At 69.1% G+C, this 25,260-nt stretch carries 20 protein-coding genes and 1 pseudogene; 11 read left to right on the forward strand and 10 right to left on the reverse strand.

Going from position 1 to position 25,260, the window contains the following annotated elements; all coding sequences use genetic code 11:
* Positions 1-483, reverse strand: a complete 483-nt coding sequence (locus Sp245p_RS34045) for a response regulator (RefSeq protein ID WP_014199861.1) — start codon at positions 481-483, stop codon at positions 1-3.
* Positions 476-2,767, reverse strand: coding sequence for an ATP-binding protein (locus Sp245p_RS34050; RefSeq protein WP_014199862.1), 2,292 nt, complete (start codon positions 2,765-2,767; stop codon positions 476-478). The genes Sp245p_RS34045 and Sp245p_RS34050 overlap by 8 nt, the downstream gene beginning before the upstream one ends.
* A 365-nt stretch (positions 2,768-3,132) precedes the next feature.
* Between Sp245p_RS34050 and Sp245p_RS34055 the strand changes: the two genes are divergently transcribed.
* From Sp245p_RS34055 to Sp245p_RS34070, 4 genes are all read left to right on the forward strand, one after another.
* A complete protein-coding gene (locus tag Sp245p_RS34055; RefSeq protein WP_014199863.1) occupies positions 3,133-3,840 on the forward strand; it encodes a Crp/Fnr family transcriptional regulator in 708 nt (235 codons plus the stop codon).
* 288 nt (positions 3,841-4,128) lie between these two features.
* Positions 4,129-5,607, forward strand: coding sequence for a cytochrome c oxidase accessory protein CcoG (ccoG, locus tag Sp245p_RS34060; protein ID WP_014199866.1), 1,479 nt, complete (start codon positions 4,129-4,131; stop codon positions 5,605-5,607).
* 281 nt (positions 5,608-5,888) lie between these two features.
* Positions 5,889-6,743, forward strand: coding sequence for a glycosyltransferase (locus Sp245p_RS34065; RefSeq protein ID WP_014199868.1), 855 nt, complete (start codon positions 5,889-5,891; stop codon positions 6,741-6,743).
* Between the two features lie 77 nt (positions 6,744-6,820).
* Positions 6,821-7,639 (forward strand): GH12 family glycosyl hydrolase domain-containing protein, encoded by an 819-nt coding sequence (locus tag Sp245p_RS34070; RefSeq protein WP_014199869.1) that lies wholly within the window; start codon positions 6,821-6,823, stop codon positions 7,637-7,639.
* A gap of 44 nt (positions 7,640-7,683) precedes the next feature.
* Here Sp245p_RS34070 and fbaA read toward each other — a convergent pair whose 3' ends face one another.
* Positions 7,684-8,763 (reverse strand): class II fructose-bisphosphate aldolase, encoded by a 1,080-nt coding sequence (fbaA, locus tag Sp245p_RS34075; protein WP_014199870.1) that lies wholly within the window; start codon positions 8,761-8,763, stop codon positions 7,684-7,686.
* A gap of 241 nt (positions 8,764-9,004) precedes the next feature.
* Here fbaA and Sp245p_RS34080 point away from each other — a divergent pair.
* From Sp245p_RS34080 to ccoG (Sp245p_RS34100), 5 genes and pseudogenes are all read left to right on the forward strand, one after another.
* Positions 9,005-9,876: pseudogene (locus tag Sp245p_RS34080) on the forward strand (SMP-30/gluconolactonase/LRE family protein).
* Positions 9,877-10,173: 297 nt separating this feature from the next.
* Positions 10,174-12,993 (forward strand): phosphoenolpyruvate carboxylase, encoded by a 2,820-nt coding sequence (gene ppc / locus Sp245p_RS34085; protein WP_109139348.1) that lies wholly within the window; start codon positions 10,174-10,176, stop codon positions 12,991-12,993.
* Between the two features lie 301 nt (positions 12,994-13,294).
* Entirely contained in the window at positions 13,295-14,608 is a 1,314-nt protein-coding gene (locus Sp245p_RS34090) for a cytochrome P450 (RefSeq protein WP_014199875.1), read from the forward strand.
* 64 nt (positions 14,609-14,672) lie between these two features.
* On the forward strand, positions 14,673-16,121 hold the full coding sequence (locus Sp245p_RS34095) for an aminotransferase-like domain-containing protein (protein ID WP_109139318.1): 1,449 nt from the start codon (positions 14,673-14,675) through the stop codon (positions 16,119-16,121).
* A gap of 189 nt (positions 16,122-16,310) precedes the next feature.
* Positions 16,311-17,810 (forward strand): cytochrome c oxidase accessory protein CcoG, encoded by a 1,500-nt coding sequence (gene ccoG, locus Sp245p_RS34100; RefSeq protein ID WP_014199877.1) that lies wholly within the window; start codon positions 16,311-16,313, stop codon positions 17,808-17,810.
* A 6-nt stretch (positions 17,811-17,816) separates the two neighbouring features.
* Here the strand turns inward: ccoG (Sp245p_RS34100) and Sp245p_RS34105 are convergent, their stop codons facing one another.
* The 3 genes from Sp245p_RS34105 to Sp245p_RS34115 form a co-directional block, all read right to left on the reverse strand.
* Complete coding sequence (locus Sp245p_RS34105) at positions 17,817-18,809, reverse strand: potassium channel family protein (protein WP_014199878.1); 993 nt, start codon at positions 18,807-18,809, stop codon at positions 17,817-17,819.
* A 99-nt stretch (positions 18,810-18,908) separates the two neighbouring features.
* Entirely contained in the window at positions 18,909-19,511 is a 603-nt protein-coding gene (locus Sp245p_RS34110) for a 2-hydroxychromene-2-carboxylate isomerase (RefSeq protein ID WP_014199879.1), read from the reverse strand.
* An 83-nt stretch (positions 19,512-19,594) separates the two neighbouring features.
* On the reverse strand, positions 19,595-20,308 hold the full coding sequence (locus Sp245p_RS34115) for a response regulator (protein WP_014199880.1): 714 nt from the start codon (positions 20,306-20,308) through the stop codon (positions 19,595-19,597).
* A gap of 224 nt (positions 20,309-20,532) precedes the next feature.
* On the opposite strand from Sp245p_RS34115, the gene Sp245p_RS34120 reads away from it, so the two are divergent.
* Positions 20,533-20,724: a hypothetical protein gene (locus tag Sp245p_RS34120; RefSeq protein WP_246119835.1), complete on the forward strand. Its 192-nt coding sequence runs from the start codon at positions 20,533-20,535 to the stop codon at positions 20,722-20,724.
* Positions 20,725-20,742: 18 nt separating this feature from the next.
* Here Sp245p_RS34120 and Sp245p_RS34125 read toward each other — a convergent pair whose 3' ends face one another.
* Positions 20,743-21,075 carry a Rid family hydrolase gene (locus tag Sp245p_RS34125; RefSeq protein WP_158310469.1) on the reverse strand — a complete coding sequence of 111 codons (333 nt, stop codon included), beginning with the start codon at positions 21,073-21,075 and terminating at the stop codon, positions 20,743-20,745.
* Between the two features lie 338 nt (positions 21,076-21,413).
* Here Sp245p_RS34125 and Sp245p_RS34130 point away from each other — a divergent pair, with 338 nt between their 5' ends.
* Positions 21,414-23,531 (forward strand): DUF4139 domain-containing protein, encoded by a 2,118-nt coding sequence (locus Sp245p_RS34130; protein WP_014199884.1) that lies wholly within the window; start codon positions 21,414-21,416, stop codon positions 23,529-23,531.
* A gap of 16 nt (positions 23,532-23,547) precedes the next feature.
* Here Sp245p_RS34130 and Sp245p_RS34135 read toward each other — a convergent pair whose 3' ends face one another.
* Genes Sp245p_RS34135 through Sp245p_RS34145 form a run of 3 tightly spaced genes read right to left on the reverse strand, consistent with a single transcriptional unit; the run spans position 23,548 to position 25,235 of the window.
* Complete coding sequence (locus Sp245p_RS34135) at positions 23,548-24,246, reverse strand: NnrU family protein (RefSeq protein ID WP_014199885.1); 699 nt, start codon at positions 24,244-24,246, stop codon at positions 23,548-23,550.
* 33 nt (positions 24,247-24,279) lie between these two features.
* Positions 24,280-24,753: a hypothetical protein gene (locus Sp245p_RS34140; RefSeq protein ID WP_014199886.1), complete on the reverse strand. Its 474-nt coding sequence runs from the start codon at positions 24,751-24,753 to the stop codon at positions 24,280-24,282.
* Between the two features lie 38 nt (positions 24,754-24,791).
* A complete protein-coding gene (locus Sp245p_RS34145) occupies positions 24,792-25,235 on the reverse strand; it encodes a PaaI family thioesterase (protein WP_014199887.1) in 444 nt (147 codons plus the stop codon).
* Positions 25,236-25,260: the final 25 nt, after the last annotated feature.

Consider the following 25,260-nt stretch of genomic DNA (forward strand, 5'->3'; position numbering starts at 1 on the left):
TCAGGCGCCTTTTCCCGTGGGCGGGGTTCCCGCCGGACGGCGGGCGCAGCCGACCGGAGGTTCGTTCAGGATCGCCCAAAAGGCGCCCAGGTCACGGATCGCCTGGAAGAATGCCTTGAAATCCACCGGTTTCACCACGAAAGCGTTCACGCCCAGCTTGTAGCTGCGCACGAGGTCGCTTTCCTCGCGCGACGCGGTGAGCATCACGATGGGGACGTGCCGCGTCTCCGGATCGCTTTTCACCCGCTCCAGCACCTCCAGCCCGTCGATCTTCGGCAGCTTGAGGTCGAGCAGGACGACGGCGGGAAGCTGGGTCGGCTTTCCGGTTTCCGGATCGCGGCGGGTCAGCATGCTCAACGCCTCCTCGCCGTCGCGGGCGACGATCACGTCGTTGGCGAGCTGGCATTTCTCCAGCGCCGCCAGGGTCAGTTCCAGGTCCCGCGGGTTGTCTTCGACCAGCAGGATGGGTTTCAGGTCACTCATCGAGGTCTCGCAGATCGGGTTTCGCCGTCCCGGCCTTCGGCAGCGTGAAGTAGAAGATGGCTCCCTTGTCGAGCCGCCCGTCGGCCCAGGTCCGTCCGCCATGGCGGTCCACGGCGCGGCGCACGTTGGCCAGTCCGATGCCGATGCCTTCGAACTCCTCGTTGCGGTGCAGCCGTTGGAAGACCCCGAACAGCTTCTTCTCGTAAGCCTGATTGAAGCCGACCCCGTTGTCCCTGACGAAGAAGATGGTTTCGGTGGGCCGGTCCTCGCAACCCACGGCGATCCGCGCCGGTTCCCGGCCGCGGGAGTATTTGATGGCGTTCGACAAAAGATTTTGCAGAACCAGCCGCATCATCACGGGGTCGCCGCGCACCGTGGGCAGCGGGGCGATGTCCCATTCGATGGCCCGCCCGGCGGTGTCGGGCGCCAGCGTCTCCCGCACCTCCGCGACCAGGGCATTCATGTCCATGGACACGGGGGTCAACTCGCTGCGGCCCATCTGGGAGAAGTGCAGCAGATTGTCCACCAGAGTGCCGGCGCTGTTGGCCGCGTCCACGATGACGTCCAGATAGCGCTTCCCGGTTTCGCTCAACTGGTCCGCCTCCAGTTCCTGCAGCAGCTCGGCGTACCCGACGATGTGGCGGAACGGCGCGCGCAGGTCATGGGAGACGGAATAGGAGAAGGACTCCAGCTCCTTGTTGGAGCGTGCCAGTTCCCGCGACAGGGAGGCCAGCTCCTCCGCCTTGCGCAGGACGATGCCGATGACGGCGTGGCGCAGCGCCGCGGCGGTGTCGCGCTCCGCCGCGGTCCAAGGCAGCGCGCGGTGGCGCACCGTCTCCTTCCAGGTCTCGAAGGAGGTGCGCGGACTCAACCCCTGCCCCTGCCCCTGTCCCTCGCGGCCGAGCGGCTTGCGCGGGTCGCCGCCCCAGCGGACGGTGCGCACCACCTCGGGCCGGAACCACAGCACGTAGCTGGCGTGCAGCTTCGACACGGCGACGGCCAGCAGCCCCGCGGCCTTGCCTTCGAAGTCCGCGGCGGCCGGGTAGAGCGCAGGCAGGCTGTCGGTCTCGAACTGCTCCGGCTCGCCCTGGGTGGCCAGCCAGTCCACAAGGCCGCGCACCTGCTCTTCCGTCGGGGTGTCGCCGACCAGCGTGCAGCGCCGTTCGAAGACGACGGCGGCCCCGCTGGCGTTGGCGAAGCGCAGCAGGTCGTCGGGATGCTCGGTCAGGCCGGTGATGAAGGGATCGGCCTGGGCCATGGCGGCGAGCAGCCGCGCCTGGATGGCCTGCAGGGCGATGCGGTGCTCCGCGTCGCGCCGGTCCTCCACCGCGGCGATGCGCACCGACAGGATCTGGGCGATCAGGTCGCAGGCCGAGCGCACGGCGTAGGACACCGCCTTCGGCTCGTGGTGATGGCAGGAGACCAGCCCCCACAGGGCGCCGTGCAGCAGGACCGACACCGACATGGAGGAGGCGGTTTCCATGTTCCGCATGTATTGCACATGCACCGGCGACACGCTGCGCAGGACGGAAAAGCTGAGATCGAGCGGCAGCGCTCCTTCGAGGGCCGGCGGCAGCGCGACCAGCGGCACCGGGGCGTAGCCGGCGTCGGGGATCAGCCGCTGGCGGTTCAGCCGGTACAGTTCGCGGGCCTGGGTGGGGATGTCGGAGGCGGGAAAGCGCAGGTCCATGTAGGAGGGCAGCCGCCCGTTCCCATCCTCCGCCACCACCGTGCCGTGCCAGTCGGCGTCGAAGCGGTAGATCAGCACGCGGTCGAAGCCGGTCAGCGCGCGGACTTCCTGCGCGGCGCAGCTCAGAAGGTCCGTCGGCGCGTTCAGCGCGTCCAGCCGCTCCAGCGCCTCGCGCATGCGCGGGTAGACGTGGTCGAGGAGGTCGGTCTCCAGTCCGTCCAGCCGCTCCAGTTCCAGGATCACCACGCGGTTGCCCGCCGCGTCATCGACGGCGTGGGCAAGAAGCTGGTGACGGCCGGCACCGGGCAGTTCGGTCAAGACGACCGGCACCGGGCGGGAGGGAACCGGACCGGCGGCGAGGAAGGAGCGGGCGGCGGCGGCGATCTGCGGGTGCAGCGCCCGTTCCAGCGGCAGCCCCAACGCCTGCTCCAGCGGCAGGGACAGCGCCAGCGCGGCGTTGGCGCTGGCCTGGATCAGGGGGGCGCCGGCGTCGCTTCCGGAGAAGGCCAACAGCATGCCGTGGGGCTGGATGCTGCCGGGGCGATGGATCGGTTCCCGGCTGCAGGCGTCGAGGTCCAAATCACCAACGGTCATGGCGCTGGTCCTTGCCGCAGCGTTCACTCCGAAAACAAAGACAATCCAATAGGTCGCTCCTTAATGCCCTGCTCGCCGTCCGGTCTATTCGATGATTTCAGATAATGTCGAATGTTTTGACGTGGCGGGCATCTCTTTGGTTATCAACGGCGGTGGACTGAGACAATACCACTTCAGAACAAGGGCATAAGCGATTGGTCATATAGATCCCCTTTCGCTTCGGGCAACGTGTGAAGAGGGGGTAGGACAGGATACGGGATATCGCCCGGGGCGGATCCACGCGGTTGGAACTTTTCGACCGGACCGCGTAAAATTGCTCCGGAGCTTCGGGCGGAACGGGGCTGGCGGACGGAAGGCAAGCAGGGGTGCATCGGAACGGAATCGACGCCGCGCGGCTGGGCACCGCGCGCTGCAGCAGTTGCGCCATCCGGGACCTCGTCCTGTTCGGCGACCTGCGCGACCAGGACTTCGACCTGATCCACATTCCCATCGACGAGTTGCGCTTCCAGCCCGGCGCCACGCTCTACAGCGCGGGGGACGAGGGCGGCTCCCTCTACACGATCCGCGGCGGGCTGGTGAAGCTGGTCCAGTTCCTCCCCGACGGCACGCAGCGCATCGTCCGGCTGCTCCGCCGTGGCGCCGTGGCCGGGCTGGAGGTGCTGGTCGGCAAACCCTACGAGCACACCGCCGTCGTGCTTCAGGAGGCCGAGACCTGCCGCCTGCCGCGCGCGGTGGTCGAGCGGCTGAGCAAGGAGACGCCGCGCCTGCACGCCCGCCTGATGGAGCGCTGGTACCAATCCCTCCACCAAGCCGACGAGTGGCTGACCGAGTTGTCCACCGGCAGCGCCCGCCGGCGGTTGGCCCGGCTGTTCCTGAAGCTCGCCGCCGATGCTCCGAACGAGCCGGTCCTGCTGTCGGGCCGCGAGGATCTGGGGGCCATGCTCGGCGTCGGGATGGAGACGGCCAGCCGCACCATCGCCGAGTTCAAGCGCGCAGGCTTGGTGGTCGAGCAGGCGCCGAACGTCTTCATCTGCGATCTGTCTGCGCTGGAGGCGGTGGCGCTGGACGGGTAGGCGAGGCTCAACCCCTCGTCACCCCCACCCCGACCCTCCCCCGCTTCGCAGGGGAGGGAGTTTATTGCGAAGCGGCGTCCGTTCCCTCCCCTGCGTCAGCGGGGGAGGGTTAGGGTGGGGGCAGGCGCCGCACCCCAGCGCCCCTTCCGACAAAAATCGCCACCCAACCCCCGTCCGTTTGCGGATTCGCAAAGGCGGCGCCGCGCCGTCTCCCTAGCCTGCGGGGATGGCCCGCCTCCTGCCCCGCCCCTGCCCATTTGTCCGCGGGCCAAACCACGGACGAGCATGATGAGCGTTTCCACCACCGAACCGCAAACCGCCTCCCACACCGCGGAATCCGCGCGCAAGAGCAGCCTCTACGCCAAGCACGGCAAGATATACCCGAAGTCGGTCGCCGGCACCTTCCGCCGGCTGAAATGGCTGACGCTGATCCTTCTGCTCGGCCTCTACTACGTCACCCCCTGGATTCGCTGGGACCGCGGCCCCAACGCGCCGGATCAGGCGGTGCTGGTCGATATGCCGGGCCGCCGCCTGTATTTCTTCTTCATCGAGCTGTGGCCGCAGCAGGTCTATTACCTGACCGGCGCGCTGATCCTGGGGGCCATCGGCCTGTTCCTGGCGACCGCGCTCGCCGGCCGCGTCTGGTGCGGCTACGCCTGCCCGCAGACGGTGTGGAGCGACCTGTTCCTCTGGGTGGAGCGCCGGATCGAGGGCGACCGCGGCGACCGCATCCGCCTTGACCACGCCCCCTGGTCGCCAGCCAAGCTGGGCAAGAAGACGGCCAAACACGCCGCGTGGCTGCTGATCGCTCTGCTGACCGGCGGGGCCTGGGTCTTCTACTTCAACGACGCCCCAACCCTGGCGCTGGAGATGCTGCGGTTCGAGGCGTCCTCGTCCGTGCTGCTGTTCATCGGGCTGTTCACCGCGACCACCTATTTGCTGGCCGGCCACGCGCGGGAGCAGGTGTGCATCTACATGTGCCCCTGGCCGCGCTTCCAGGCGGCGATGCAGGACGAGGAGAGCCTGACCGTCACCTATGAGGACTGGCGGGGCGAGGGCCGCGGCCACCTGAAGCGCTCACAGAGCTGGGACGAGCGCAAGGCGAAGGGGCTGGGCGACTGCATCGATTGCGGAGCCTGCGTCCATGTCTGCCCGACTGGGGTGGACATCCGCAACGGCCCGCAGCTCGCCTGCATCGGCTGCGGCCTGTGCGTGGACGCTTGCAACGACGTGATGGCGAGGATCGGGCGGCCCGGCGATCTGGTCCGCTTCGATTCCCTAAACGCCCAGATCGCGCGGGCCAACGGCGCCAAGCCGGCGTTCAAGCCGGTCCGCCCGCGCACCATCATCTACACGCTGCTGCTGACCGTCGTCGGCGGGATGATGGCCGCCGGGCTGGTGCTGAAGCCGAAGGTCGACGTGAACATCCTGCGCGACCGCGCGCCGCTGTTCGTCACCCTGTCCAACGGCGACATCCAGAACGCCTACACGGTCAAGATCCTGAACATGACGCGGGCGGCCCAGAGCTACCGCCTGTCCGTCACCGGGCTTCCCGGCGCCGTCCTGTCGGTGGCCGGTGGCGAGGGCGAGGCAGCGGACGGCTCCGTCCCGGTCCAGGCCGACCCCGACAGTGTGGCGACCCACCGCGTGCTGGTCCGCGTGCCGAAGGAGGCGCTGCGCCAGCCCTCGACCCGCACGGCCTTCGTCGTCACCCGCCAGCCGGACGGGCTGACCGTCCAGCACGAAACCGTCTTCCTCGCCCCCTGATCCCGTCTTTCTCGTCCACCAAGGAGAGCGCGCCATGAATTTCGATACCACCACCTACATCGCCCTGGTCGGCGCCGTCAGCGTGTTCGTCGTGACCATCGGCGTCTTCGCCTTCCTGCTGACCCGCAAGGGCAAGTGAAGGCTTGTGCATGAGACGCGGGCGTCCGTTCCCCGGGTGCCCGCCTTCCATGGGGGGTGAGGTTGCCCGCGGCACCGGACCTGTTGCATAACGGCGTTCGGCGGGAGATCCCCCCAAGAACGGCGTCGTGAAGGGTCCATCGATGGAAGTGCTGCGATTCGCGCCGGAGGACTTCTCCCACGAGCTTCTCTCGCTCGAAGTCGCCAAGCTCATCAAGGACGAAACGCCCCCGCCCGAGCCGCTCACCTTCCACGCCTATTGGGACGGCGCGCTGAACGAGAAGCACCTCATTTCGGTGAAAAGCTGCCATCTGTTCAACGTGCACGGCGACGGGAACAGAATCATCGTCTGGACCCAGAACGGCGTCGACAACGATTATCTGAGCGAAATCGGAAAATACGCCGAGATACGCACCTTTTCCGAGCGCGACGAGTGCCGCGGCACCTTTCTTGAGGGAAGCGCTTTCGGACGGTCGATCGACGCGTCCTTCTATTCCGACATCGTCCGCTACATCCTGCTCTACAAACACGGCGGCGTCTGGTTCGACCTCGATTGCCTGTTCCTGAGAAGCGTCACACCGCTCCTGAACCAGTTCCCCGGCAAGATCCTGGCCTATCGATGGGAGCGGCAGAACTATCCCAACGGCGCGATCTATATCTCCCCCACGCCGCGTTCCGAAGCGATGAAGGGCAACATCGACTTCATCCGCAACCGCGGCCGCGGCTGGGGTTTCCAGCAGGCCGGCCTGGTCTACGACACGCCGATGGACATCCTCGTGCTGCCGTGCCCCTGGTTCGACGCCGGGTGGATCGACAATCCCGTGCTTCACTTCAACGACTTCATGAAGGCGTCGCCGGTCGCCTTCGACCTCGACAGCTTCTTCCCCGGCGCCTTCTGCTTCCACTGGCACAACAAGTGGTTCGACGCCATCGAGCCGGAGAGTCCGATGGATCGGCTCGCCCGCGACATTGACCGCCGGCTGTCCATGGGGGGCTGAGCGCCACCGCGATCATCGTCGCCCGCCCTTGTTGAAGCCGCGACGCCGGACAGAACAGGACGGAGCGGGGACCAACCATGACCACGACGCTGACGGGAGGCGCCGACCGCCTGGAGGCGGGCGGCTGGGCGGCCAGCAGCAACGTCTGGAATCCGGGCGGCTACCGCAACGGCAAGGACTTCACCCAGTCCATCGCCCTCGACGAAGCGGCCTTTCCCAACGGAACGGTGATCAGCTGGAGCTGGCCCTACGACAGCCGGCGCGCCCTGACCTACGAGAATTACCCGGTGCGCGCCTATCCGGAGCTGACCCACGGCGTCAACCCGTGGAACGGCGCGCCGTCCACCAGCGCGATCCTGCCGGCGCGGATCGCCGACCTGCCGAATTTCGACGTGACCTACAAGGTCGGCCTGACCGGCGCCACGAACCTCTACAACGTCGCGGTCAGCCTGTGGATCGGCGACGACCCGAAAAAGGGGATCGAAGGGGTGACCGACGAGGTGATGGTGTGGCTGCACAGCGGCTACTTCACCCCCGCCGGGGAGCCGGTCGCCACGCTGACCGACGCTCAGGGGGACGCCACGCTGTGGAACAAGCCGCTGTTCAGCGGCGGGGTGGACGGCAACCCGATCGACTGGGAATACACGGTCCTGCAATACGGCGACGACCGGCTGGCGGGAGCGCTGGACCTGGACGGGGTGCTGGACGAGCTTCAGACCCGCGGGATCGTCAGCGAAACCGACTGGATCCTGGGCTTCCAGTTCGGCGCGGAAGTGGCGGCGGGTGCCGGGTCGATGACGGTGGAGCAGCTGGCCGTGGATTTCACGGCACCCCCGGCTCCGGCGGCGGTTTCGACACCGCCGGAGCCGGTGATCGCGGTGCCGCCGTCGGTGTAGGGGTGAGCGGCCATGCCGGCCCCCCACCCCCACGTTCCGACGGATCAGCCGGCCAGCGACTTGCCGGCGGCGCCCAGATCGGCGAAGGCCTCGTCGAGACGACGGACCATGCCCTGCTCGCCCAGGCGCAGCCACTTGCGCGGGTCGTACAGCTTCTTCAGCGGCTTGCCCGACTGCGGGTCGATCTGATGGCGGAAGGCCGCCTCGTTCTCCAGCACGAAGCCGCCGATGGACTCGGCGAAGGCGAACTGGGTGTCGGTGTCGATGTTCATCTTGAACACGCCGAAGCCGACCGCCTGGGCAATCTTCTCCTTCTCCGACCCCGAACCGCCGTGGAACACCAGGGCCAGCGGCTTGGCGCCACCGCCGTGACGCTCCGCCACCAGGGCCTGCGAGGCGCCGAGGATCTCCGGACGCAGCTTCACGTTGCCCGGGGCGTAGACGCCATGGACGTTGCCGAAGGAGGCCGCGACCGAGAAGTGGCCGATGGGCGACAGCTCCTCATAGGCGCGCAGCACGTCTTCCGGCTGGGTGTAGAGGTGGGCGTTGTTGGCGGCGTCCAGGTCTTCCGACCCGATGCCGTCCTCCTCGCCGCCGGTCACGCCCAGCTCGATCTCCAGGCTCATGCCCAGCGGGGCGAGGCGCTTGAGGACGCGGGCGCATTCCGACAGGTTGAAGTCCAGCGACTCTTCCGACAGGTCGAGCATGTGCGAGCTGAACAGCGGACGACCGGTGCGGCGGAAATGCTCCTCGCCGTGGTCGATCATGCCCTCGACCCAGGGAATCAGGCCCTTGTTGGCGTGATCGGTGTGCAGGACGACGCAGACGCCATACTGCTCGGCCAGCAGATGGACGTGCTGGGCCGCCGACACGGCGCCGAGGATGCGCGCCTGGAGCGCGTCCTTCATGCCCTCGCCGGCGTAGAAGCGGGCACCGCCGTTGGAGAGCTGCACGATCACGTCGGAGCGGTTCTTCGCCGCCGCCTCAAGGACGGCGTTGATGCCGTTGGTGCCGACCACGTTGACCGCCGGCAGAGCGTAACCGCCGTCCTGGCAGGCGGCGATCAGCGCGCGGTAGTCCTCTCCGGTCACGACGCCGGGCTTCAGTCGGGTCGGGGCAGACATGGGTGAATTCCTCCCTCGGAAAAATACTGCCTTGAAACTTTGGTTCGAACTTCGGTTCAAACGTCGGTTCGATCGTTCGGTCAAGCCCCATATGGGCATGGGACCGGCGAACGCCACGCGCTCTTTTTGCCACTTCCCGCGCCGGAACGCTGCAAAAGACTTGCCGCGAAAGTCACCCCGGACCTGTGACGAAAAGACCCGCGGCATCCCGCAGGACAGCAATAGCAAGGAGACCGGGACCATGGACGCTCACTGTGTCTGGGAGGCGGGCGCGCAGCTCGGCGAGGGGCCGGTCTGGTCGCCGTCGCGCAACGCTCTGTTCGCCGTGGACATCCGGGGGTCGCGCCTGCTGCGCTACACACCCGCCGACGGTCGGGGCCGCGCCTGGCCGCTGGAGGAGGCCGCCTGCTGGCTGGTCGAGCGGGCGGACGGCGCCGGCTTCGTCGCCGGGCTGCGCTCGCGCCGGCTGGTCGGCCTGAGGCTGGATGGCGAACGGCTGACCATCGGCCGTGAGCTTGTGCGCCTGGAGGAGGACGCCCCCGGCAACCGGCTGAACGATGCCATGGCCGACGCGGCGGGCCGGCTGTGGGTGGGCAGCATGGACGACGCGGAGCAGGACGCCTCCGGCTCGCTCTACCGCGTAGGGCCGGACGGTTCCGTGGAGCGGGCGGACGAGGGCTACACGGTCAGCAACGGCCCCGCCCTGTCCCCGGACGGGCGGACGCTCTACCACACCGACAGCCCGCGCCGGACCATCTTCGCCTTCACCTTGGCTGCGGACGGCACCCTGTCCGGCAAGCGCGCCCACATCCGCTTCGGCGAGGAGGACGGCTATCCCGACGGCATGACCTGCGACGCCGGGGCCATCTCTGGGTCGCGCACTGGAGCGGCGGCCGGGTCAGCCGCTTCCGGCCGGACGGGACGCTGGACCGGGTGGTGCGGCTGCCGGTGTCCAACGTCACCTCCTGCGCCTTCGGCGGGCCGGGGCTGGACCAGCTGTTCATCACCACCGCCGCCCAGGACGCGCCGGACGGAGAACCGCTAGCCGGCGGGCTGTTCGCCTGCACGCCCGGCGTCGTCGGGCTGCCGCCGGGACGATTCGGCACGCCCTGAACAGGCTGCGAGTCTTGCCAGCGGATTTGATATACTAGTATAACTCTGGCGCTGATCAGCAGCCGTCACCGCATGGCGGAAGGATCGCGCGCCGCCGTGGCGAGCCCTTCGGCCAAGTGATAGATCTGTGCGGACACCGCAGCGCAACCGGCGCCACCGGGGCGGCGGCGTCCGCAACCGTGCCGAAGCCGTTCTCCCACAAGGGGAAAAGGGCTTTAGCAGGTGCAGCAAACTGCTTTACAGTTGCACGCCGATCCTTTCGACGGTTCCACCTTCGCACAGCCGGAGCGACCCACGATGACCACCGACGCCGCCCTCCATTCCACCGCTCCGGTCAGCGATACCGAAACCGGCACCGAAACCGGCACCGACGACAAGGATTTCCCGCTGCGCGAGGACATCCGCCTGCTGGGCCGCCTGCTCGGCGACACGGTGCGCGAGCAGGAGGGTGACGGCGTCTACGGCGTCATCGAGAGCGTGCGCCAGGCCTCGGTCCGCTTCAACCGCGACGACGATGACTCCGCCCGCCGCGAGATGGCCGAGATCCTGAACGGCCTGCCGCGCGACACGATGATGTCGGTGGTGCGCGCCTTCTCCTACTTCCTGCACCTCGCCAACATCGCCGAGGACCAGCACCACATCCGGCGCACCCGCGACCACGCCATCGCCGGCTCGCCGGCGCGCGAAGGCACCCTGCCCTACGCGCTGGAGCGGCTGGAGGCCGCCGGCGTCGGGTCGGACCGGCTGGCCGGCGTGCTGGACATCGCCCAGGTCAGCCCGGTGCTGACCGCCCACCCGACCGAGGTCCAGCGCAAGAGCATCCTGGCGCTGGAGCACAAAGTGGCGTCCCTGCTCGACACCCGCGACCGCTCCCGCCTGACGCCGGAGGAGGCGGAGGCCAACATGGACGCGCTCCAGGAGGCCATCCTGACCCTGTGGCGCACCCGCATGCTGCGCCCGCAGCGCCTCGCCGTGATCGACGAGGTGAAGAACGGCATCTCCTACTACACCGACACCTTCTTCTCCGAGCTGCCGAAGCTGTTCTGCCGCTTCGAGGATCTGCTGGCCAAGCGCTTCCCCGACCGGGAGTGGTCGCTGCCGCCCTATTTCCGCATCGGTTCCTGGATCGGCGGCGACCGCGACGGCAACCCCTTCGTCACGGCACCGATCCTGCGCGAGGCGATGCGCCTGCAATCGACCGCCGCGCTCGACCACTATCTGACCGAGATCCACGAGCTGGGCGGCGAGCTGCCGCTGTCCGAGCTGCTGCTCGGCACCTCGCCGGAGCTGGAGGAGCTGGCCAAGCGCTCGCCCGACCATTCGCCGCACCGCGCCGACGAGCCGTTCCGCCGCGCCCTGACCGGCATCTACGCCCGTCTGGCGGCGACCTCGCGCACGCTCGACCAGCATGAGGCGCTGCGCAACGCGGTCGGCAAGGGCGATCCCTACCCCACCAGCGCCGAACTGCTGGCCGACCTGGAGGTGCTGGCCGCCTCGCTGAAGGCCCACGGGGCGGGCCGTCTGGCCGCCGGGCGGCTGCGCCGCCTGATCATCGCGGTGAAGACCTTCGGTTTCTATCTGGCGCCCATCGACCTGCGCCAGAACTCCGACGTGCACCAGCGCACGGTGGCGGAGCTGCTGGCCGTCGCCGGGCGCTGTGCCGACTACACCGCCCTGTCGGAGGACGAGCGCATCGCCCTGCTGGCCGAGGAAATCCAGAGCCCGCGCCCGCTTCACTCGCCCTACCACGCCTATTCGGAGGAAACGGCGGGCGAACTGGCGATCTTCTTCGCCGCCCGCCAGCTGCGCGAGACCTACGGACCCGCCGCCCTGCCGAACAGCATCATCTCCAAGACGGACGGCGCGTCCGACCTGCTGGAGGTGGCGCTGCTTCTCAAGGAATCCGGCCTGCTGCGCCCGGAGGCGGGCGGCGAGCCGGCGCTCGGCCTCAACATCGTCCCGCTGTTCGAGACCATCGAGGATCTCCGGCAGGCCCCGGCGACGATGGAGCGGCTGTTCACCCTGCCCGCCTACCGTGCCCTGGTCACCTCGCGCGGGGACGAGCAGGAGGTGATGCTCGGCTATTCGGACAGCAACAAGGACGGCGGTTTCCTGACCTCCGGCTGGGAACTGTACAAGGCGGAGATCGAGCTGGCGAAGCTGTTCGACCGCCATGGCGTGCGCATGCGGCTGTTCCACGGCCGCGGCGGCTCGGTCGGCCGCGGCGGTGGCCCCAGCTATCAGGCCATCCTGGCCCAGCCGACCGGCGCGGTGTCCGGCCAGATCCGCATCACTGAGCAGGGCGAGGTCATCGCCTCGAAGTACGGACGCCCGGAGGTCGGGCAGCGCAACCTGGAGGTCCTGACCGCGGCGACGCTGGAGGCCACCCTGCTCGACCTGGAGAACCGCGTCGAGCCGGCGGAATCCTTCTACGCGGCGATGGAGCGGCTGTCGGAGCTGGCCTTCGGCGCCTACCGCGGGCTGGTCTACGAGACGCCGGGCTTCACCCAGTATTTCCGTACGGCCACGCCGATCTCGGAAATCGCCACGCTGAACATCGGCAGCCGTCCGGCCTCGCGCACCAAGTCGGACCGCATCGAGGACCTGCGCGCCATTCCCTGGGTCTTCTCCTGGGCGCAGTGCCGCCTGATGCTGCCGGGCTGGTACGGCTTCGGCAGCGCCGTGGAGGCCTGGCTGAAGGAGGAGCCGGACGGGCTCGCCCTGCTCCAGCGCATGAACCGCGCCTGGCCCTTCTTCAAGTCGCTGCTGTCCAACATGGACATGGTGCTGGCCAAGAGCGACCTCGCCATCGCCTCGCGCTACGCGGAGCTGGTGGAGGACGTCGAGCTGCGCGAGCGCATCTTCGGCCGCATCCGCGAGGAGTGGCAGCGCACCCGCCGCCATCTGCTGGCCATCGCCGGCCATGACGAGCTGCTGGGCGAGAACCCGCTGCTGGCGCGGTCGATCCGCAACCGCTTCCCCTACATGGACCCGCTGAACCACGTCCAGGTCGAGCTTCTGCGGCGTCACCGCGCCGGCAGCAGCGACGAGCGGGTGCGGCGCGGCATCCTGATGTCGATCAACGGCGTCGCCGCCGGCCTGCGCAACAGCGGCTGACCTCTACGGTTGCCGCTTCCGTCCCGTCGCTCCGGCGGGACGGAAGTGGGGCGGCGAAATGGTCGGCCGACATCGAAAATGGATTGCCACCCCCGATTTCCTGCTTGCTTTCATATTAATATATTAGTATGCTTCCTCTTGTGTTCAAGCGTTGTGGGCCGCCGTTGCGGCGGCTGGTGCGACGTCCTGGACGTTTCCTCCCTAGACTCGAAGGCCATCGGGGTCCACCCCGGTGGCCTTTTTTCTGCGCACGCTTTGGCTGTGGAGCCTGTTGTCCCCAGTGGGAGGAAAGGAGGTTCCCATGCATCCGATCCCGCGCGACGCCAGCCCGGACAGCACGCTGGCCCTGCTGTCGGAGGGCTACCGCTTCGTGATGAACCGCTGCGAGCGCCACGGCTCCGACATTTTCGAAACCCGCCTCATGCTCCGCAAGGCCATCTGCGTGATGGGGGAGGAGGCGGCCGGCATGTTCTACGAACCGGACCGCTTCACCCGGAAGGGCGCGATGCCCATCACCACCCTGATGCTTCTGCAGGACCGTGGAGCCGCCCAGACGCTGGACGGCGAGGCGCACCGCTGGCGCAAGCGGATGCTGATGGCGCTGATGGAGCCGGAGAACATCCGCCGCCTGTGCGGGGAGGTCGCCGCGGAATGGCGCGCCGCCCTGCCAGGATGGGAGAGGGCGGAGCGGGTCGTCCTCCTCGACGCCGTGCGGGCGATCCTCTGCCGGGCCGTCTGCCGCTGGGCCGGGGTGCCCCTGGCGGAGGAAGAGGCCGGCCCCCGCACTGCGGAGTTTGCCGCGATGATCGACGGGGCCGGAGCGGTCGGCCTACGCAACTGGCGCGGCCTGTTGCTGCGCACCCGCACCGAACGCTGGGCGCGCGGCCTGATCGAGGACGTCCGCGCCGGGCGGCTGGTGATGACGGAGGGTGATGCGGAAAGCCGTGCCATCCACGCCATCGCAACCCACCGCGGTCTGGACGGCAACCGTCTGGACACGGTGACGGCGTCGGTGGAACTCATCAACATCCTCCGCCCGGTGGTGGCGATCGCCCAGTATGTGGTCTTCGCCGCCATGGCCCTGCACGAGCATCCCGAGCAACGGGCCGCACTCCAGGACGCCAGCCCGGAGGAGGTTGAACATTTCGTCCAGGAGGTCCGGCGTTTCTATCCCTTCTTCCCGCTGGTCGCAGGGCGCGTGCGCACGCCCTTCGACTGGCGCGGCCACCGCTTCGCGGAAGGGACCTGGGTGCTGCTGGATTTGTATGGCACCTGCCACGACCCGCGGATCTGGAACGATCCCGAGCGGTTCCGCCCCGAGCGCTTCCGCGGGCGCGAACCGGGCGCCTTCGCCCTCATCCCGCAAGGGGGCGGCGGCCACCTGCGCGGCCACCGCTGCGCCGGGGAGTGGATCACCATCGAGGTCGTGAAGACGGCGCTGCGCCTGCTGACCCGCGAGATGCGCTACAGCGTGCCGGCGCAGGATCTGGCGCTCGACCTGTCGCGCATGCCCGCGGTGCCGCGCAGCCGATTCGTCATCACGGATGTGGCGCCGCGCCGCAAAGCCGATGCGGTGCTGGACCCGCCGGTCGCGCTTTCCCGACGCGCGCATTGACAATCCATACAATCGCGGGTCTTATGTTTGGAAGGGAGCGCCCCGCCTCCCTACAAGGATCGCCATGCCGCCGCTTCCCGCCCCCCCAACCGCTTCCCAACCCATCGACTGGGCCCCCTCGCTGGAGGACCGCAGCCGGCCCGTCTACATCGCCATCGCGGACGCCATCGCGGCGGACATCGGGTCAGGGCGGCTGAGGCCCGGCGACCGGCTGCCACCGCAGCGGATCCTGGCCGACCGGCTGGGCATTGATTTCACCACCGTCAGCCGCGCCTATGGGGAGGCGCGCCACCGCGGGCTGGTCGACGCGCGGGTCGGGCAGGGAACCTTCGTGCGCAAGACGGGCCATGTCCTCCCACCCTTCGCCGCGGAGCCGCACACCACCGTTGCGACGGTGCCGCTGGCCGTCAGCATGGCGATGAACCAGCCGCCGCAGCCGGAGGATTCCGCCGCCCTGACCGCCCGCATGACCCGCGGAATCGCCGCGGCCACCGCGGCTCTGGGACTTCCGGACCTGCTGCGCTACCCGGACGGGGCCGACAGCCCCGACGACCGCGAGGCGGCGGTCCATTGGCTGCGCCACCGCCTGCCCGGCCTGACGGCGGAGCGGGTGCTGGTGGCGCCCGGCACGCAGGCCGCCCTGCTCGCCCTGCTGTCCGCCCTGGCCCGCCCCGGCGACACGGTCTGCGCGGAGGCGCTGACCTATCCCGGCTTCCGCGCCGCCGCGGCGCAGCTCGGGCTGCGGGTGGTCGGCGTTCCGATGGACGTGGACGGCATCGACCCCGACGCGCTGCGCGCCGCGCTCGCCGAGCACCGGCCCAAGGCGCTCTACTGCATCCCGACCTTTCACAACCCGACCACCGCGACCATGCCGGAGGAGCGGCGGCAGGCGGTCGCCGCAGCGATGCGCGACCACAACGTGCCGATCATCGAGGACGACATCTACGGCCCGCTGCCGGAAACGGCGCCGCCGCCGCTGGCCGCCTTCGCGCCGGAGCTGACCTACCACGTCGCCGGGCTTGCCAAATGCGTGTCCCCGGCGCTGCGCATCGCCTATGTGGCGGCCCCCGACGCCCGGCAGGCCCGCCGGGTGGCGGTGGCGCAGCGGGCGACCACGCTGATCGCCGCCCCGCTGTCCGCCACCATCGCCCGGCTGTGGATCGCCGACGGCACCGCCGAGGCCGTGCGCGACGCCATCCGGACGGAGGCCATGGCCCGCCGGTCGCTCGCCGAATCGCTCCTGCCGGCGGAGCGGATCGTCACCAAGCGGGAGGCCTTCCATCTCTGGCTCACCCTGCCGGACGGCTGGAGCGGCGGGGAGTTCACCGCACACCTGCGCAGCCGAGGCATCTCGGCGGTGGCCGCGGAGGCCTTCGCCACCACCCCGGACGTGCCCGCGGCCCTGCGCTTCTGCCTGGGCGCCCCGCTGGACCGCGACGAGACCCGCCGCGCGCTGGAGATCCTGGCCGACGCCCTGGTCCTGCCCCCCGCCACCGCGGGCGTCATCATCTGAGGCCCATCAAAGCCTGCTTCAGAGTGTCGCATTGCTGGGATCGACCCCTGAAGAATCAGGATTTTCCATACACATCCTCCATTGAATGCATTCAATCACGCTTGCGAAGTCGGCGATTGAAGGCATACAGTCGGCGCCATGCCGCAGGCCACCGCTCGGGTGGTGCGGATGTTTGCGCAGAGGCACGCCATGCAGAATCTCGCCCGCTCGTCCAGCCTTCCCCCGCCGCCCTCCGCTCCGGCCCCGTCCAGCCCGGCTTCCTCGACCCCGGCTCCGTTCTACGCTTCGCATCAGAAGATCTACCCGAAGGCGGCGCGCGGCCGGTTCCGCCGCATCAAGTCGGCGCTGATGGTGGGCCTGCTGGCGCTGTTCATGCTGCTGCCCTGGCTGCGCTGGGACCGCGGCGCCGGCCTGCCCAACCAGGCGATCCTGTTCGATCTGGACAGCCAGCGCTTCTACCTGTTCGCCCTCGAACTCTGGCCGCAGCACATCTACTACCTGACGGGCGCGATGATCCTGGCGGCGGTCGGCCTGTTCCTGGCGACGGCGCTCGCCGGCCGCGTCTGGTGCGGCTACACCTGCCCGCAGACGGTGTGGACCGACCTTTATGTGAAGGTGGAGGAGTGGATCGAGGGCGACCGCGGCGCCCGCATCCGGCTGGACAACGGCCCGCGCAACGCGGGCTGGCTGGCCAAGAAGACCGCCAAGCACGTGGTCTGGCTGCTGATCGCCCTGGTGACCGGGGCCTCGGCCCTCTTCTACTTCGTGGACGCGCCGGGCTACGTCGCGGACCTGCTGCGCTTCCAGCCCGGGCCGGTGGCGACCGGCTGGATCCTGTTCATGACCGCCTGCACCTACGCCATGGCCGGCTTCATGCGCGAGCAGATGTGCGTCTATGTCTGCCCCTGGCCGCGCATCCAGGCTGCCCTGCTGGACGATGAAAGCCTCACCGTCACCTATCAGGACTGGCGCGGCGACGGCCGGGCGCCGCTGCGCAAGGAGCAGAGCTGGGCGGAGCGCTCGGCCGAAGGTCTCGGCGACTGCATTGACTGCAAGGCCTGCGTCCAGGTCTGCCCGACCGGCATCGACATCCGCGACGGCCTGCAGATGGACTGCATCAGCTGCGGCCTGTGCATCGACGCCTGCGACGACGTGATGGGCCGCATCGGGCGCCCCGGCGGGCTGATCCGCTACGACACCCAGTCAGCCCAGGAGGCCAAGGCCGTAGCCCGCAAGCCGGAGCCCTACCGGCTGGTCCGCCCGCGCACCATCATCTACTCGCTGGTGATGCTGGTGGTCGGCGGGATGATGACGCTGGGCGTGCTGCTGGAGCCGACGGTGGACGTCTCCGTCCTGCGTGACCGGGCGCCGCTTTACGTCACCCTGTCCAACGGCGCGATCCAGAACAGCTACACGGTCAAGATCTCCAACATGACCCGCGCCCCGCAGGGCTACCGGCTAACGGTCTCCGGCCCCCGCGGCGCCACGGTGACCGCGGCCGGTGGCGGGGGTGCCGATGGCCCGGCGCCGGTGCTGGGCGCCGAACCCGACACGGTGCAGACCCACCGCGTCCATGTCCGTGCCCCGGCGGGCGCCGCGGTGGCCGGCTCCATGCCGCTGACCCTCACCCTGACCCGCCTCTCGGACGGTGTGGCCCATCACGCCGAGACGGTGTTCCTGGCTCCGTGATGCGGTTCAGAGGGGACCGTCGCGATCACGGTCGCGGCGGTCCCGGGGCGGCGCGTGGCCGATGATGGCGCTGAAGCCGAACAGCAGAAGCAGGACACCCATCACGATCTCGATCCCGCAGATCAGCCGCACCGCGCCCGTCACCGGGTGGATGTCGCCGTAGCCGACCGTGGCGAAGGTGACCAGAGAGAAGTACAGCCCCTCTGGAAAGGTCAGGTCGCGGCGCACGCCGTCGATGATGAAGTTCGGCTCCACCATGAAGCGGTCGAGGATGGTGTAGAAGGCGCCGAACATGATGATGCACAGCGAATAGAAGGTCAGAAAGGCGAAGGCCGGCAGCACCAGCCGGGCCGCCTGCTGGAAGAAACCCTCGAACAGCAGCCCGGCGTCGAGCAGGAAGACGGCGATGTCGCGGGCGACGAGCGCGACGACGACTCCGATGGCCGACATCGACAGCAGGAAGATCGCCGTCAGCATCTCCGGCGACACCTCCCGCCCCGGCAGCAGGAAGGTCAGCGCGCCGATTCCCCAGACCGGAGCCATCCACAGGAAGATGCGGTCGAAATGCCCACCGTCGCGCAGCCGCCGCGACATCACGATGCTGCGGATCGTGTTGGCCCGCCACCACGCGCCCCCCAGGAAGGCGATCAGCGGGATCGCGAAGGCGGCGGCCTGGATGTGCGACGGGATGCTGTGGAAGTTGCTTTCCAGGAAAAAGACGAAGACGCAGGCGTAGACGCCGATGAAGTTCGCCAGGGCCAGGCTGAAGAACTGGCTGCCCGGAAACAGGTAGTGGAAGGCCCCGACGACGAGGCCGACCGACCCCAGCAGGGCGAAGGCCAGATCGCCCGACACCGAGCGGATGGACAGGGCGATCATCCCCTGCATCAGCGCGGTCAGCACCGCGCCGGTCAGCCAGGACCGGCGGGCGCGCGGCCGGGACGTATGGGCGGGGCCGGCGGCCTTGCTGGAGCGGCGGTCGGGGAGGATCTGGTCCATGCGCGAACCGGTTGTCGGTGGTGCCCACCTTATAGCCCCACCGCCGGTCCCGATGGCAGGACTTTCAACCGCCCTCCCCCAACGGGCTTTGCGGCGGGCCTACCAGCCGCCCGTGCTCAGCCAGCGCTCCACCATGTCCAGCCGGTCCCAGCCCCAGAAGGGCTCGTCGTCGACGATGACGAAGGGGGAGCCGAAGACACCGCGGTCCACCGCCGCGTCGTTCTCGGCGCGCAGGCGGTCCTTGACGGTCTGGTCCTGAAGGGCCGCAGCCACCGCCGCCCGGTCGTGGCCGAGCGTGCCGGCGATCTCCACCACCGTTTCGGCGGGGCCGATGTCGCGTCCCTCCCCCCAATGGGCGTGGTAGAGGGTGCGGGCCAGCAGCTTCGCCTGCTCGGGATGCTCGTCGGTCAGCCAGTAGAAGGCGCGCGACGCGGCGACGCTGTTGGCGGGGGCCGAGTCGGGGTAGGTGAAGGGCGCGTTGGTCAGCCGGGCGATCCGGCCCACGTCATGGACCAGATACTCGCCGCGCAACGGCTGCTGGAGGTTCGGCTTCATCCCCGTCACCTTGAAAATGGCGCCGAGCAGGATCGGGCGCCACGTGACGGTGCGGCCATGCGCCGCAGCCAGCTCCTCGATGCGGCGGCTGGCGAAATAGCCGTAGGGCGAGGCGAAATCGAAATAGAAATCGATGGGGTCGGCCATCCGCGCATCCTCCCGGTTCTGCTTTTCCGGAAAGGCTAGCGCGCGCCGAAGGTTCCGTCCAGCCGCCGACGGCTGGACGGGACTCAGACCGTCTTCACCTTGGCGTCGAAGACATAGCCGGCGCCGCGCTCGGTCTTGATGATCCGCGGCTCCTTCGGATTCGCCTCGATCTTGCGGCGCAGGCGCAGGATCAGCACGTCGATGGAGCGGTCGAACACCTCCGCCCCGTCGGCGCGGGTCAGGTCCAGCAGCTGGTCGCGGGTCAGCACACGCTGCGGGCGCTTCACGAAGGCGGCGAGCAGGCCGAACTCCGCCTTGGTCAACTCCACCTCGCGCCCTTCCTGGCTGCGCAGGCGCTGGGCGGTCAGGTCCAGTTCCCAATTGGCGAACTGCACCACGGCGCGCAGGTCGTCGGGGCTGCGCGGAGGACGGCCCTCGCCGGAGACGCGGCGCAGCACGGCCTTGATGCGGGCCAATAATTCGCGCGGGTTGAACGGCTTGGTCAGATAATCGTCGGCGCCCAGCTCCAGCCCGACGATCCGGTCGACATCCTGGTCCTTCGACGACAGGATGATGACGGGAATGTGCGATTCGGTGCGGATCTGGCGGACCAGCCCCAGCCCGTCGCCGTCCGGAAGCCGCAGGTCGCAGACCACCAGATCGACGGGATCGCTCTCCAACGCCTTCTTCGCCGCGGCCGTGTCCGGTGCGGTGGTCACGCGGTAGCCTTCCGAAGCCAGATAGGACTCCAGAAGTTCGCGCACCGGCTCATCATCATCGACCGCGAGAATGTGCATGGCCGTTACCTCCCGTCCTCTTCATAGCTCACCGCCATGGGTGCACGCAATCGGTTACAAGCCCGTAACAGGCACCCGTTGCACGACCGATGGGTGAATCGGCTGAAACATCCTACCGTGCGATCGAAACGAAAAAGCCGATTTCCTGAAATCACGCGGTCATCACAGGTTGGTTTATTCCTCTCAGCCGCGAGGCGAAAGGCAAAAGCCCGCACCGAAGGGGAATGACCATGTTCGTGCTCGACCAATGCCTGGAGCGGATGGCTCATCTGGACCGCGCCGACCGCCTGCTCAACGAGGTGCGCGTCTACAACAACCGCCTGCCCATCCGCGAAGCGTTGGCCCAGCACCGCGCGCTGCTGACCGAGGCCCGCCGCCACATCGAATCGGCGCGCACGCTGGTCGGTGAGCCATGAGCCGGAGACGCGGAACGCTCAACAGCGCGCGGTGACCTCGATCTCGATCTTCATGCGCGAGTCGGCCAGCGGGCAGACCATGGTCGTGCCGACGGGCGGGCGATCGCGGAATTCCTCCGCCAGGATCGGCTGAACCCGCGGGAAGTCGGCGGCATCGGCCAGATAGACCCGCATCCGCACCACGTCCGACAAATCCGCCTGCGACCGCCTCAGGGTCCGGCGAATGTTGCGCAAGGTCTGGCGCGCCTGTTCCTCCACGTCGCCGGCCATCGTCCGGCGCTCCGCATCGAAACCGGAGGTGCCGGGCACGAAGACCCACCGCCGTTCCGGAGCGTCCGCGGTCCCCGTCACGCGGCCCGCCACGAGGGCTCGCGGAGCGTCCCCGCGCCAGCAGCCGGCCCCATGTCCGGCCCCGCTCCTGCCAAGATCCATGGCGCTTCCATCCCATATTGTTTGTGTTCTTTATCGTCAGCAGAACCGACGTGGCGCCTTTATGTCACAGAGGGCCGAAGCCGCACAAACCCTGACCGGCGGCGGTTCCGCGGCATGTCGGCGCGGTTCGCGTCTTCCCGCCTGCCCAATTCTTTCCCAAATCAAAGCGTAAGCCGGGCAAGGAAGCCGGGCTCAGCCTGTCAGGCCCAATCCGTCAGGCCAAGAACGCCCAATCGTCCATAACGGGAGAAACCCGCATGTCCGGGATCACGAAAGCCGCCCTCTTCACCCTTGCCGTGCCGCTGCTGGCCGCGCCCGCCCTGGCGGCGGACCAGCCGCCGGGAGCGCTGGCGCTGAAGCGGGTGCTGCTGTCCACCGGCGGCGTCGGCTATTTCGAGCATGAGGCGCGCGTCTCCGGCGATGCCGCGCTGACCCTGGAGGTGCGCCGCGACCAGGTGGACGACGTCCTGAAGAGCATCGTGGTCTACGACGACCGCGGCGGCATCGGCACGGTGGACCTGCCGGGGCAGGAGCCGCTGGAGACCGCCTTCCGCGAGCTGCCCTTCACGCCGCAGGATCTCGCCTCACCCACCGCCCTGCTGAACGCCATGAAGGGGGCGGAGGTGCAGACCAGCGGCTCCCGCGCGGTGTCGGGCCGGCTGCTCTCGGTGACGGAGGAATACACCCAGCTTCCCAACGGCGGCGGCACCGTCACCCGCAACCGCGTCAGCCTGATGACCGCGGAGGGGCTGCGCCAGCTCGTCCTGGAGGAAACCGATTCCCTGCGCTTCGCCGACCCGCGGGTGCAGGCGCAGCTCGACTCGGCGTTGGCCGCCGTCGCCGTTGCGGCGGGCAAGGAGCGGCGGCGCCTGACCATCCGCACCACCGCGCCGCAGACGGACACGGGCGCGGAGCGCACTGTGCGCGTCGCCTATGTGGTCGCTGCCCCGCTGTGGAAGGCGACCTATCGCCTGACCCTGCCCGAATCGGCAAAGGGGGCCGAGGGCGGCACGGGCGACCTCCAGGGCTGGGCCGTGCTGGAGAATCTCAGCGGCGACGACTGGAAGGGGGTGGAGCTGTCGGTGGCGTCGGGCAACCCGGTCACCTTCCGGCAGGCGCTCTACTCCGCCTATTTCGTGAACCGTCCGGAGGTGCCGGTGGAGGTTCTGGGCCGCGTCCTGCCGCCGCCCGACGAGGGAGCCGTGGCCGCCGACGTGATGGCCAAGGCGCAGGATTCGGCCGTCCGCTCCCGCGCCGCCGCCGAATCCGGCGCCCCCACCGCCATGGCCGCCCCGCCTCCGCCGGCCCCGGCACCGGCCATGAGCGCGCCCTTTGCCGGCGCGATGCCCCAGCGCGCGGCGGAGACCACCCCCGCCGAAAGCACGGAGGCGACGGCGCAGGTGCTGTTCCGCTACCCGCAGCCGGTGACACTGGCGAACGGCGGCACGATGATGATGCCGATCACCGCCCGCGCCATCCCGGCGGAGCGGCTGTCGCTCTACCAGCCCAACACCCAGCCGCGCCATCCGCTGGCCGCTCTGCGCCTCAGCAACGGCGACTCCGGCGAGACCGGCCTGCCGCCGGGCGTGCTGACTCTCTATGAGCGGCTGGGCGGGGCCGCCGCCTATGTGGGCGACGCGCGGCTGGCCACCCTTCCGGCCGGCGAAAGCCGGATCCTCAGCTTCGCGGTGGATCAGGCGGTGACGGTGGACCGTTCCGAGCAGCCGAGCCGCACCCTGTCCCGCGCCACCCTGGCCGACGGGGTGCTGCAGCTGACCGTGACCGACCGCCAGACCACCACCTACCGGATCGCCGGCGCAGCGGGCGAGGACCGCACCGTCATCGTCGAGCATCCGCGGCGTTCCGGCTGGGAGCTGGTGCAGCCCACCGGTGGGGCGACGGATGGGGGCGCCCCGGACTTGACCGCCGACGCCTACCGTCTGCCGGTGGCGGTGCCCGCCGGCCAGACGGTGACCTTGACCGTCGCGCTGGAGCGCCCGCGGATCGAACGGTTCGGCATCTCGGAGATGTCGCCGGAGCAGGTGCGGGCCTACGCCTCCTCGGCGGAGCTGCCGCCCGCGGCGCGCGAGGCCCTGGCCAAGGTCGCGACCCTGCGCGGCGCTGTCGCCGACAAGGAGCGCCGCGTCGGCGAGTTGGAGCGCGAACAGGCGGACATCGGCAAGGAGCAGGAGCGGCTGCGCCAGAACCTCGCCACGCTGCCGCGCGACAGCGACCTGTTCAAGCGAACCATCGCCAAGATGGGCGAGCAGGAAACCCGCCTCGACGGCCTGTCCCGCGAACTGGCCACCGCCCGCAAGGAGGCCGACACCGCCCGCAACACGCTGCGCGATCAGGTGCGCGGCATGACGTTCTGACGGTGAGGAGGCTCCGTCACCAGGGCAGCGGCGACACGCCGAACAGCATCCGGTGCAGGTGCAGAAGACCGCCATAGAGCAGCAGAGCCACCGCCGGGCGCCACCAGCCGATCTCCTTCCAGACGAGGCTTTGGCGCCCGGCCAGGATCGCCGCGAAGGGCAGGTTGGAGGTGTGCGCGGCGTAGCGGTCCCACTCCGCCCCCAGCCGCCGCGCCAGCTTCGCGTCGATCAGGACGCTGCCGCCCAACGCCAGCAGGGCAAGCGTGCCGAACAGGATCAGCGAGGCCAGATCGCCGTTCGGCACCATATGGGCGACCGCCCACAGCCCGACGCCCCACAGGAACGGGTTGCGCGTCACCCGAAGGATGCCGCGGACCGGCTCCCGGTCGCCGGTCAGCAGCCTCTCCTGCCCGACCGAGGTCGGGTTCGGGGTGGAAAGGCCGGCGACGAGCAGGAACAGCGCCACCGACACCAGCAGGACCGGCACCCAGGCCAGCCCGCCGGCGGGCGGCCACAACGGCACATGGGGCGCCGCGTTGTAGGCCGCCACCAGCCACCAGAAGCCCAGCGCCGAGACCAGCGAATAGAGGCCGAGATAGGGCTTCTCGCCCAGCCGTCCGACCAGCGCCGCGCGCAGCGGCGTGCTCGAAATGCCGAAATGCGTCAGCAGCAGGAACAGCCCCGCGGCGGACAGATGGGCGATGGTCCCGGTCATGAGCGGTCTCCCGATCGTGTCCTACGGGTCTCGTCAGGCGCCCTTGTCCAGCGTCGTGCCGCTGCAATAGGCCCAATCGTCGCCGTGCAGGCCGAAGAACAGGGCCACCGGTTGCTTGCCGGAGCGGTCGATGACCACGCGGAAGCGGTTGCCGGTGCAGGCGCCCGCAGCCTGCTTCTGATAGGGCAGCTTGACGCTCTTGGATTTCAGGCAGGAATCGGCGGCCTTGGGCGGGTTGGCCGACGCGTCGATGCGCTTGCCGTTCAGCACCATGTAGTAGTTGGTGGCCTGCCCGCCCTTGACCTCGGCCTTCACCTCGATCTTGCCGAATCGGGACTTGTAGAGGCCGGCGTCGGTTTCGCCGTCCGGCGCGCCGGGGGCGATGGCGCGGAAGGACACGGCGCCGCAGGCCGGCGGCTCCTTCTTCTGGGCAAGGGCCGGCTGGGTAAGCGCAACGGTGGCGATGCCCGCGACCAATGCGGCACCGAAAAGACGCGACAGCGGCATGCGAACCTCCTGGATCGGATGGAAGGGGTTGGGACGGGTCAGGCGGGAGCTTGGCAGAACAGGGTCTGCTGCATGATGGCGCAGTCCTTCTCCACCCCGCCGTCGAGCATCGAGATCTCGACGCTGGTGACGGTCAGGGTGCGGCCCGGCTTCAACACGCGGGCGCGGGCGATCATCACCTCGCCCTTGGCCGGCGACATCAGATTGACTTTGAACTCCACCGCCAGGACTTCGCTGCCCGCCGGCATCAGCGTGTAGCCGGCGTAGCCCCCGGCGTTGTCGGCCAGCGTGCTGACCATGCCCGCGTGGAAGAAGCCGTGCTGCTGCGTCAGGTCGGCGCGGAACGGCAGGCGCATCTCGCAGAAGCCAGGCTCCAGCCGCGTCAGCTCGATCCCCAGCGTCTTGCAGATCGGCTGGCGTTCGAAGCCGGCGCGGCAGCGCGCCTCCCAGTCCGGATCGCGCGGTTCGAAGGTCTTGGGCACGTCTCGGGTCTCTCTGATTGTGTTC

It is taken from the genome of Azospirillum baldaniorum, from assembly GCF_003119195.2.
In the GTDB taxonomy this organism is placed as follows: Bacteria; Pseudomonadota; Alphaproteobacteria; order Azospirillales; family Azospirillaceae; genus Azospirillum; species Azospirillum baldaniorum.

Bases quoted from the DNA above. Each gene is read 5' to 3' on its own strand.
- Sp245p_RS34095 (WP_109139318.1), top strand. From the start codon at position 14,673: ATGCCGCCGCTTCCCGCCCCCCCAACCGCTTCCCAACCCATCGACTGG.
- Sp245p_RS34050 (WP_014199862.1), bottom strand. From the start codon at position 2,767: ATGACCGTTGGTGATTTGGACCTCGACGCCTGCAGCCGGGAACCGATC.
- Sp245p_RS34045 (WP_014199861.1), bottom strand. From the start codon at position 483: ATGAGTGACCTGAAACCCATCCTGCTGGTCGAAGACAACCCGCGGGAC.
- fbaA (WP_014199870.1), bottom strand. From the start codon at position 8,763: ATGTCTGCCCCGACCCGACTGAAGCCCGGCGTCGTGACCGGAGAGGAC.
- ccoG (WP_014199877.1), top strand. From the start codon at position 16,311: ATGCAGAATCTCGCCCGCTCGTCCAGCCTTCCCCCGCCGCCCTCCGCT.
- Sp245p_RS34120 (WP_246119835.1), top strand. From the start codon at position 20,533: ATGACCATGTTCGTGCTCGACCAATGCCTGGAGCGGATGGCTCATCTG.
- Sp245p_RS34110 (WP_014199879.1), bottom strand. From the start codon at position 19,511: ATGGCCGACCCCATCGATTTCTATTTCGATTTCGCCTCGCCCTACGGC.
- Sp245p_RS34135 (WP_014199885.1), bottom strand. From the start codon at position 24,246: ATGACCGGGACCATCGCCCATCTGTCCGCCGCGGGGCTGTTCCTGCTG.
- Sp245p_RS34090 (WP_014199875.1), top strand. From the start codon at position 13,295: ATGCATCCGATCCCGCGCGACGCCAGCCCGGACAGCACGCTGGCCCTG.
- Sp245p_RS34105 (WP_014199878.1), bottom strand. From the start codon at position 18,809: ATGGACCAGATCCTCCCCGACCGCCGCTCCAGCAAGGCCGCCGGCCCC.
- Sp245p_RS34130 (WP_014199884.1), top strand. From the start codon at position 21,414: ATGTCCGGGATCACGAAAGCCGCCCTCTTCACCCTTGCCGTGCCGCTG.
- ccoG (WP_014199866.1), top strand. From the start codon at position 4,129: ATGAGCGTTTCCACCACCGAACCGCAAACCGCCTCCCACACCGCGGAA.
- Sp245p_RS34140 (WP_014199886.1), bottom strand. From the start codon at position 24,753: ATGCCGCTGTCGCGTCTTTTCGGTGCCGCATTGGTCGCGGGCATCGCC.
- Sp245p_RS34115 (WP_014199880.1), bottom strand. From the start codon at position 20,308: ATGCACATTCTCGCGGTCGATGATGATGAGCCGGTGCGCGAACTTCTG.
- Sp245p_RS34070 (WP_014199869.1), top strand. From the start codon at position 6,821: ATGACCACGACGCTGACGGGAGGCGCCGACCGCCTGGAGGCGGGCGGC.
- ppc (WP_109139348.1), top strand. From the start codon at position 10,174: ATGACCACCGACGCCGCCCTCCATTCCACCGCTCCGGTCAGCGATACC.
- Sp245p_RS34065 (WP_014199868.1), top strand. From the start codon at position 5,889: ATGGAAGTGCTGCGATTCGCGCCGGAGGACTTCTCCCACGAGCTTCTC.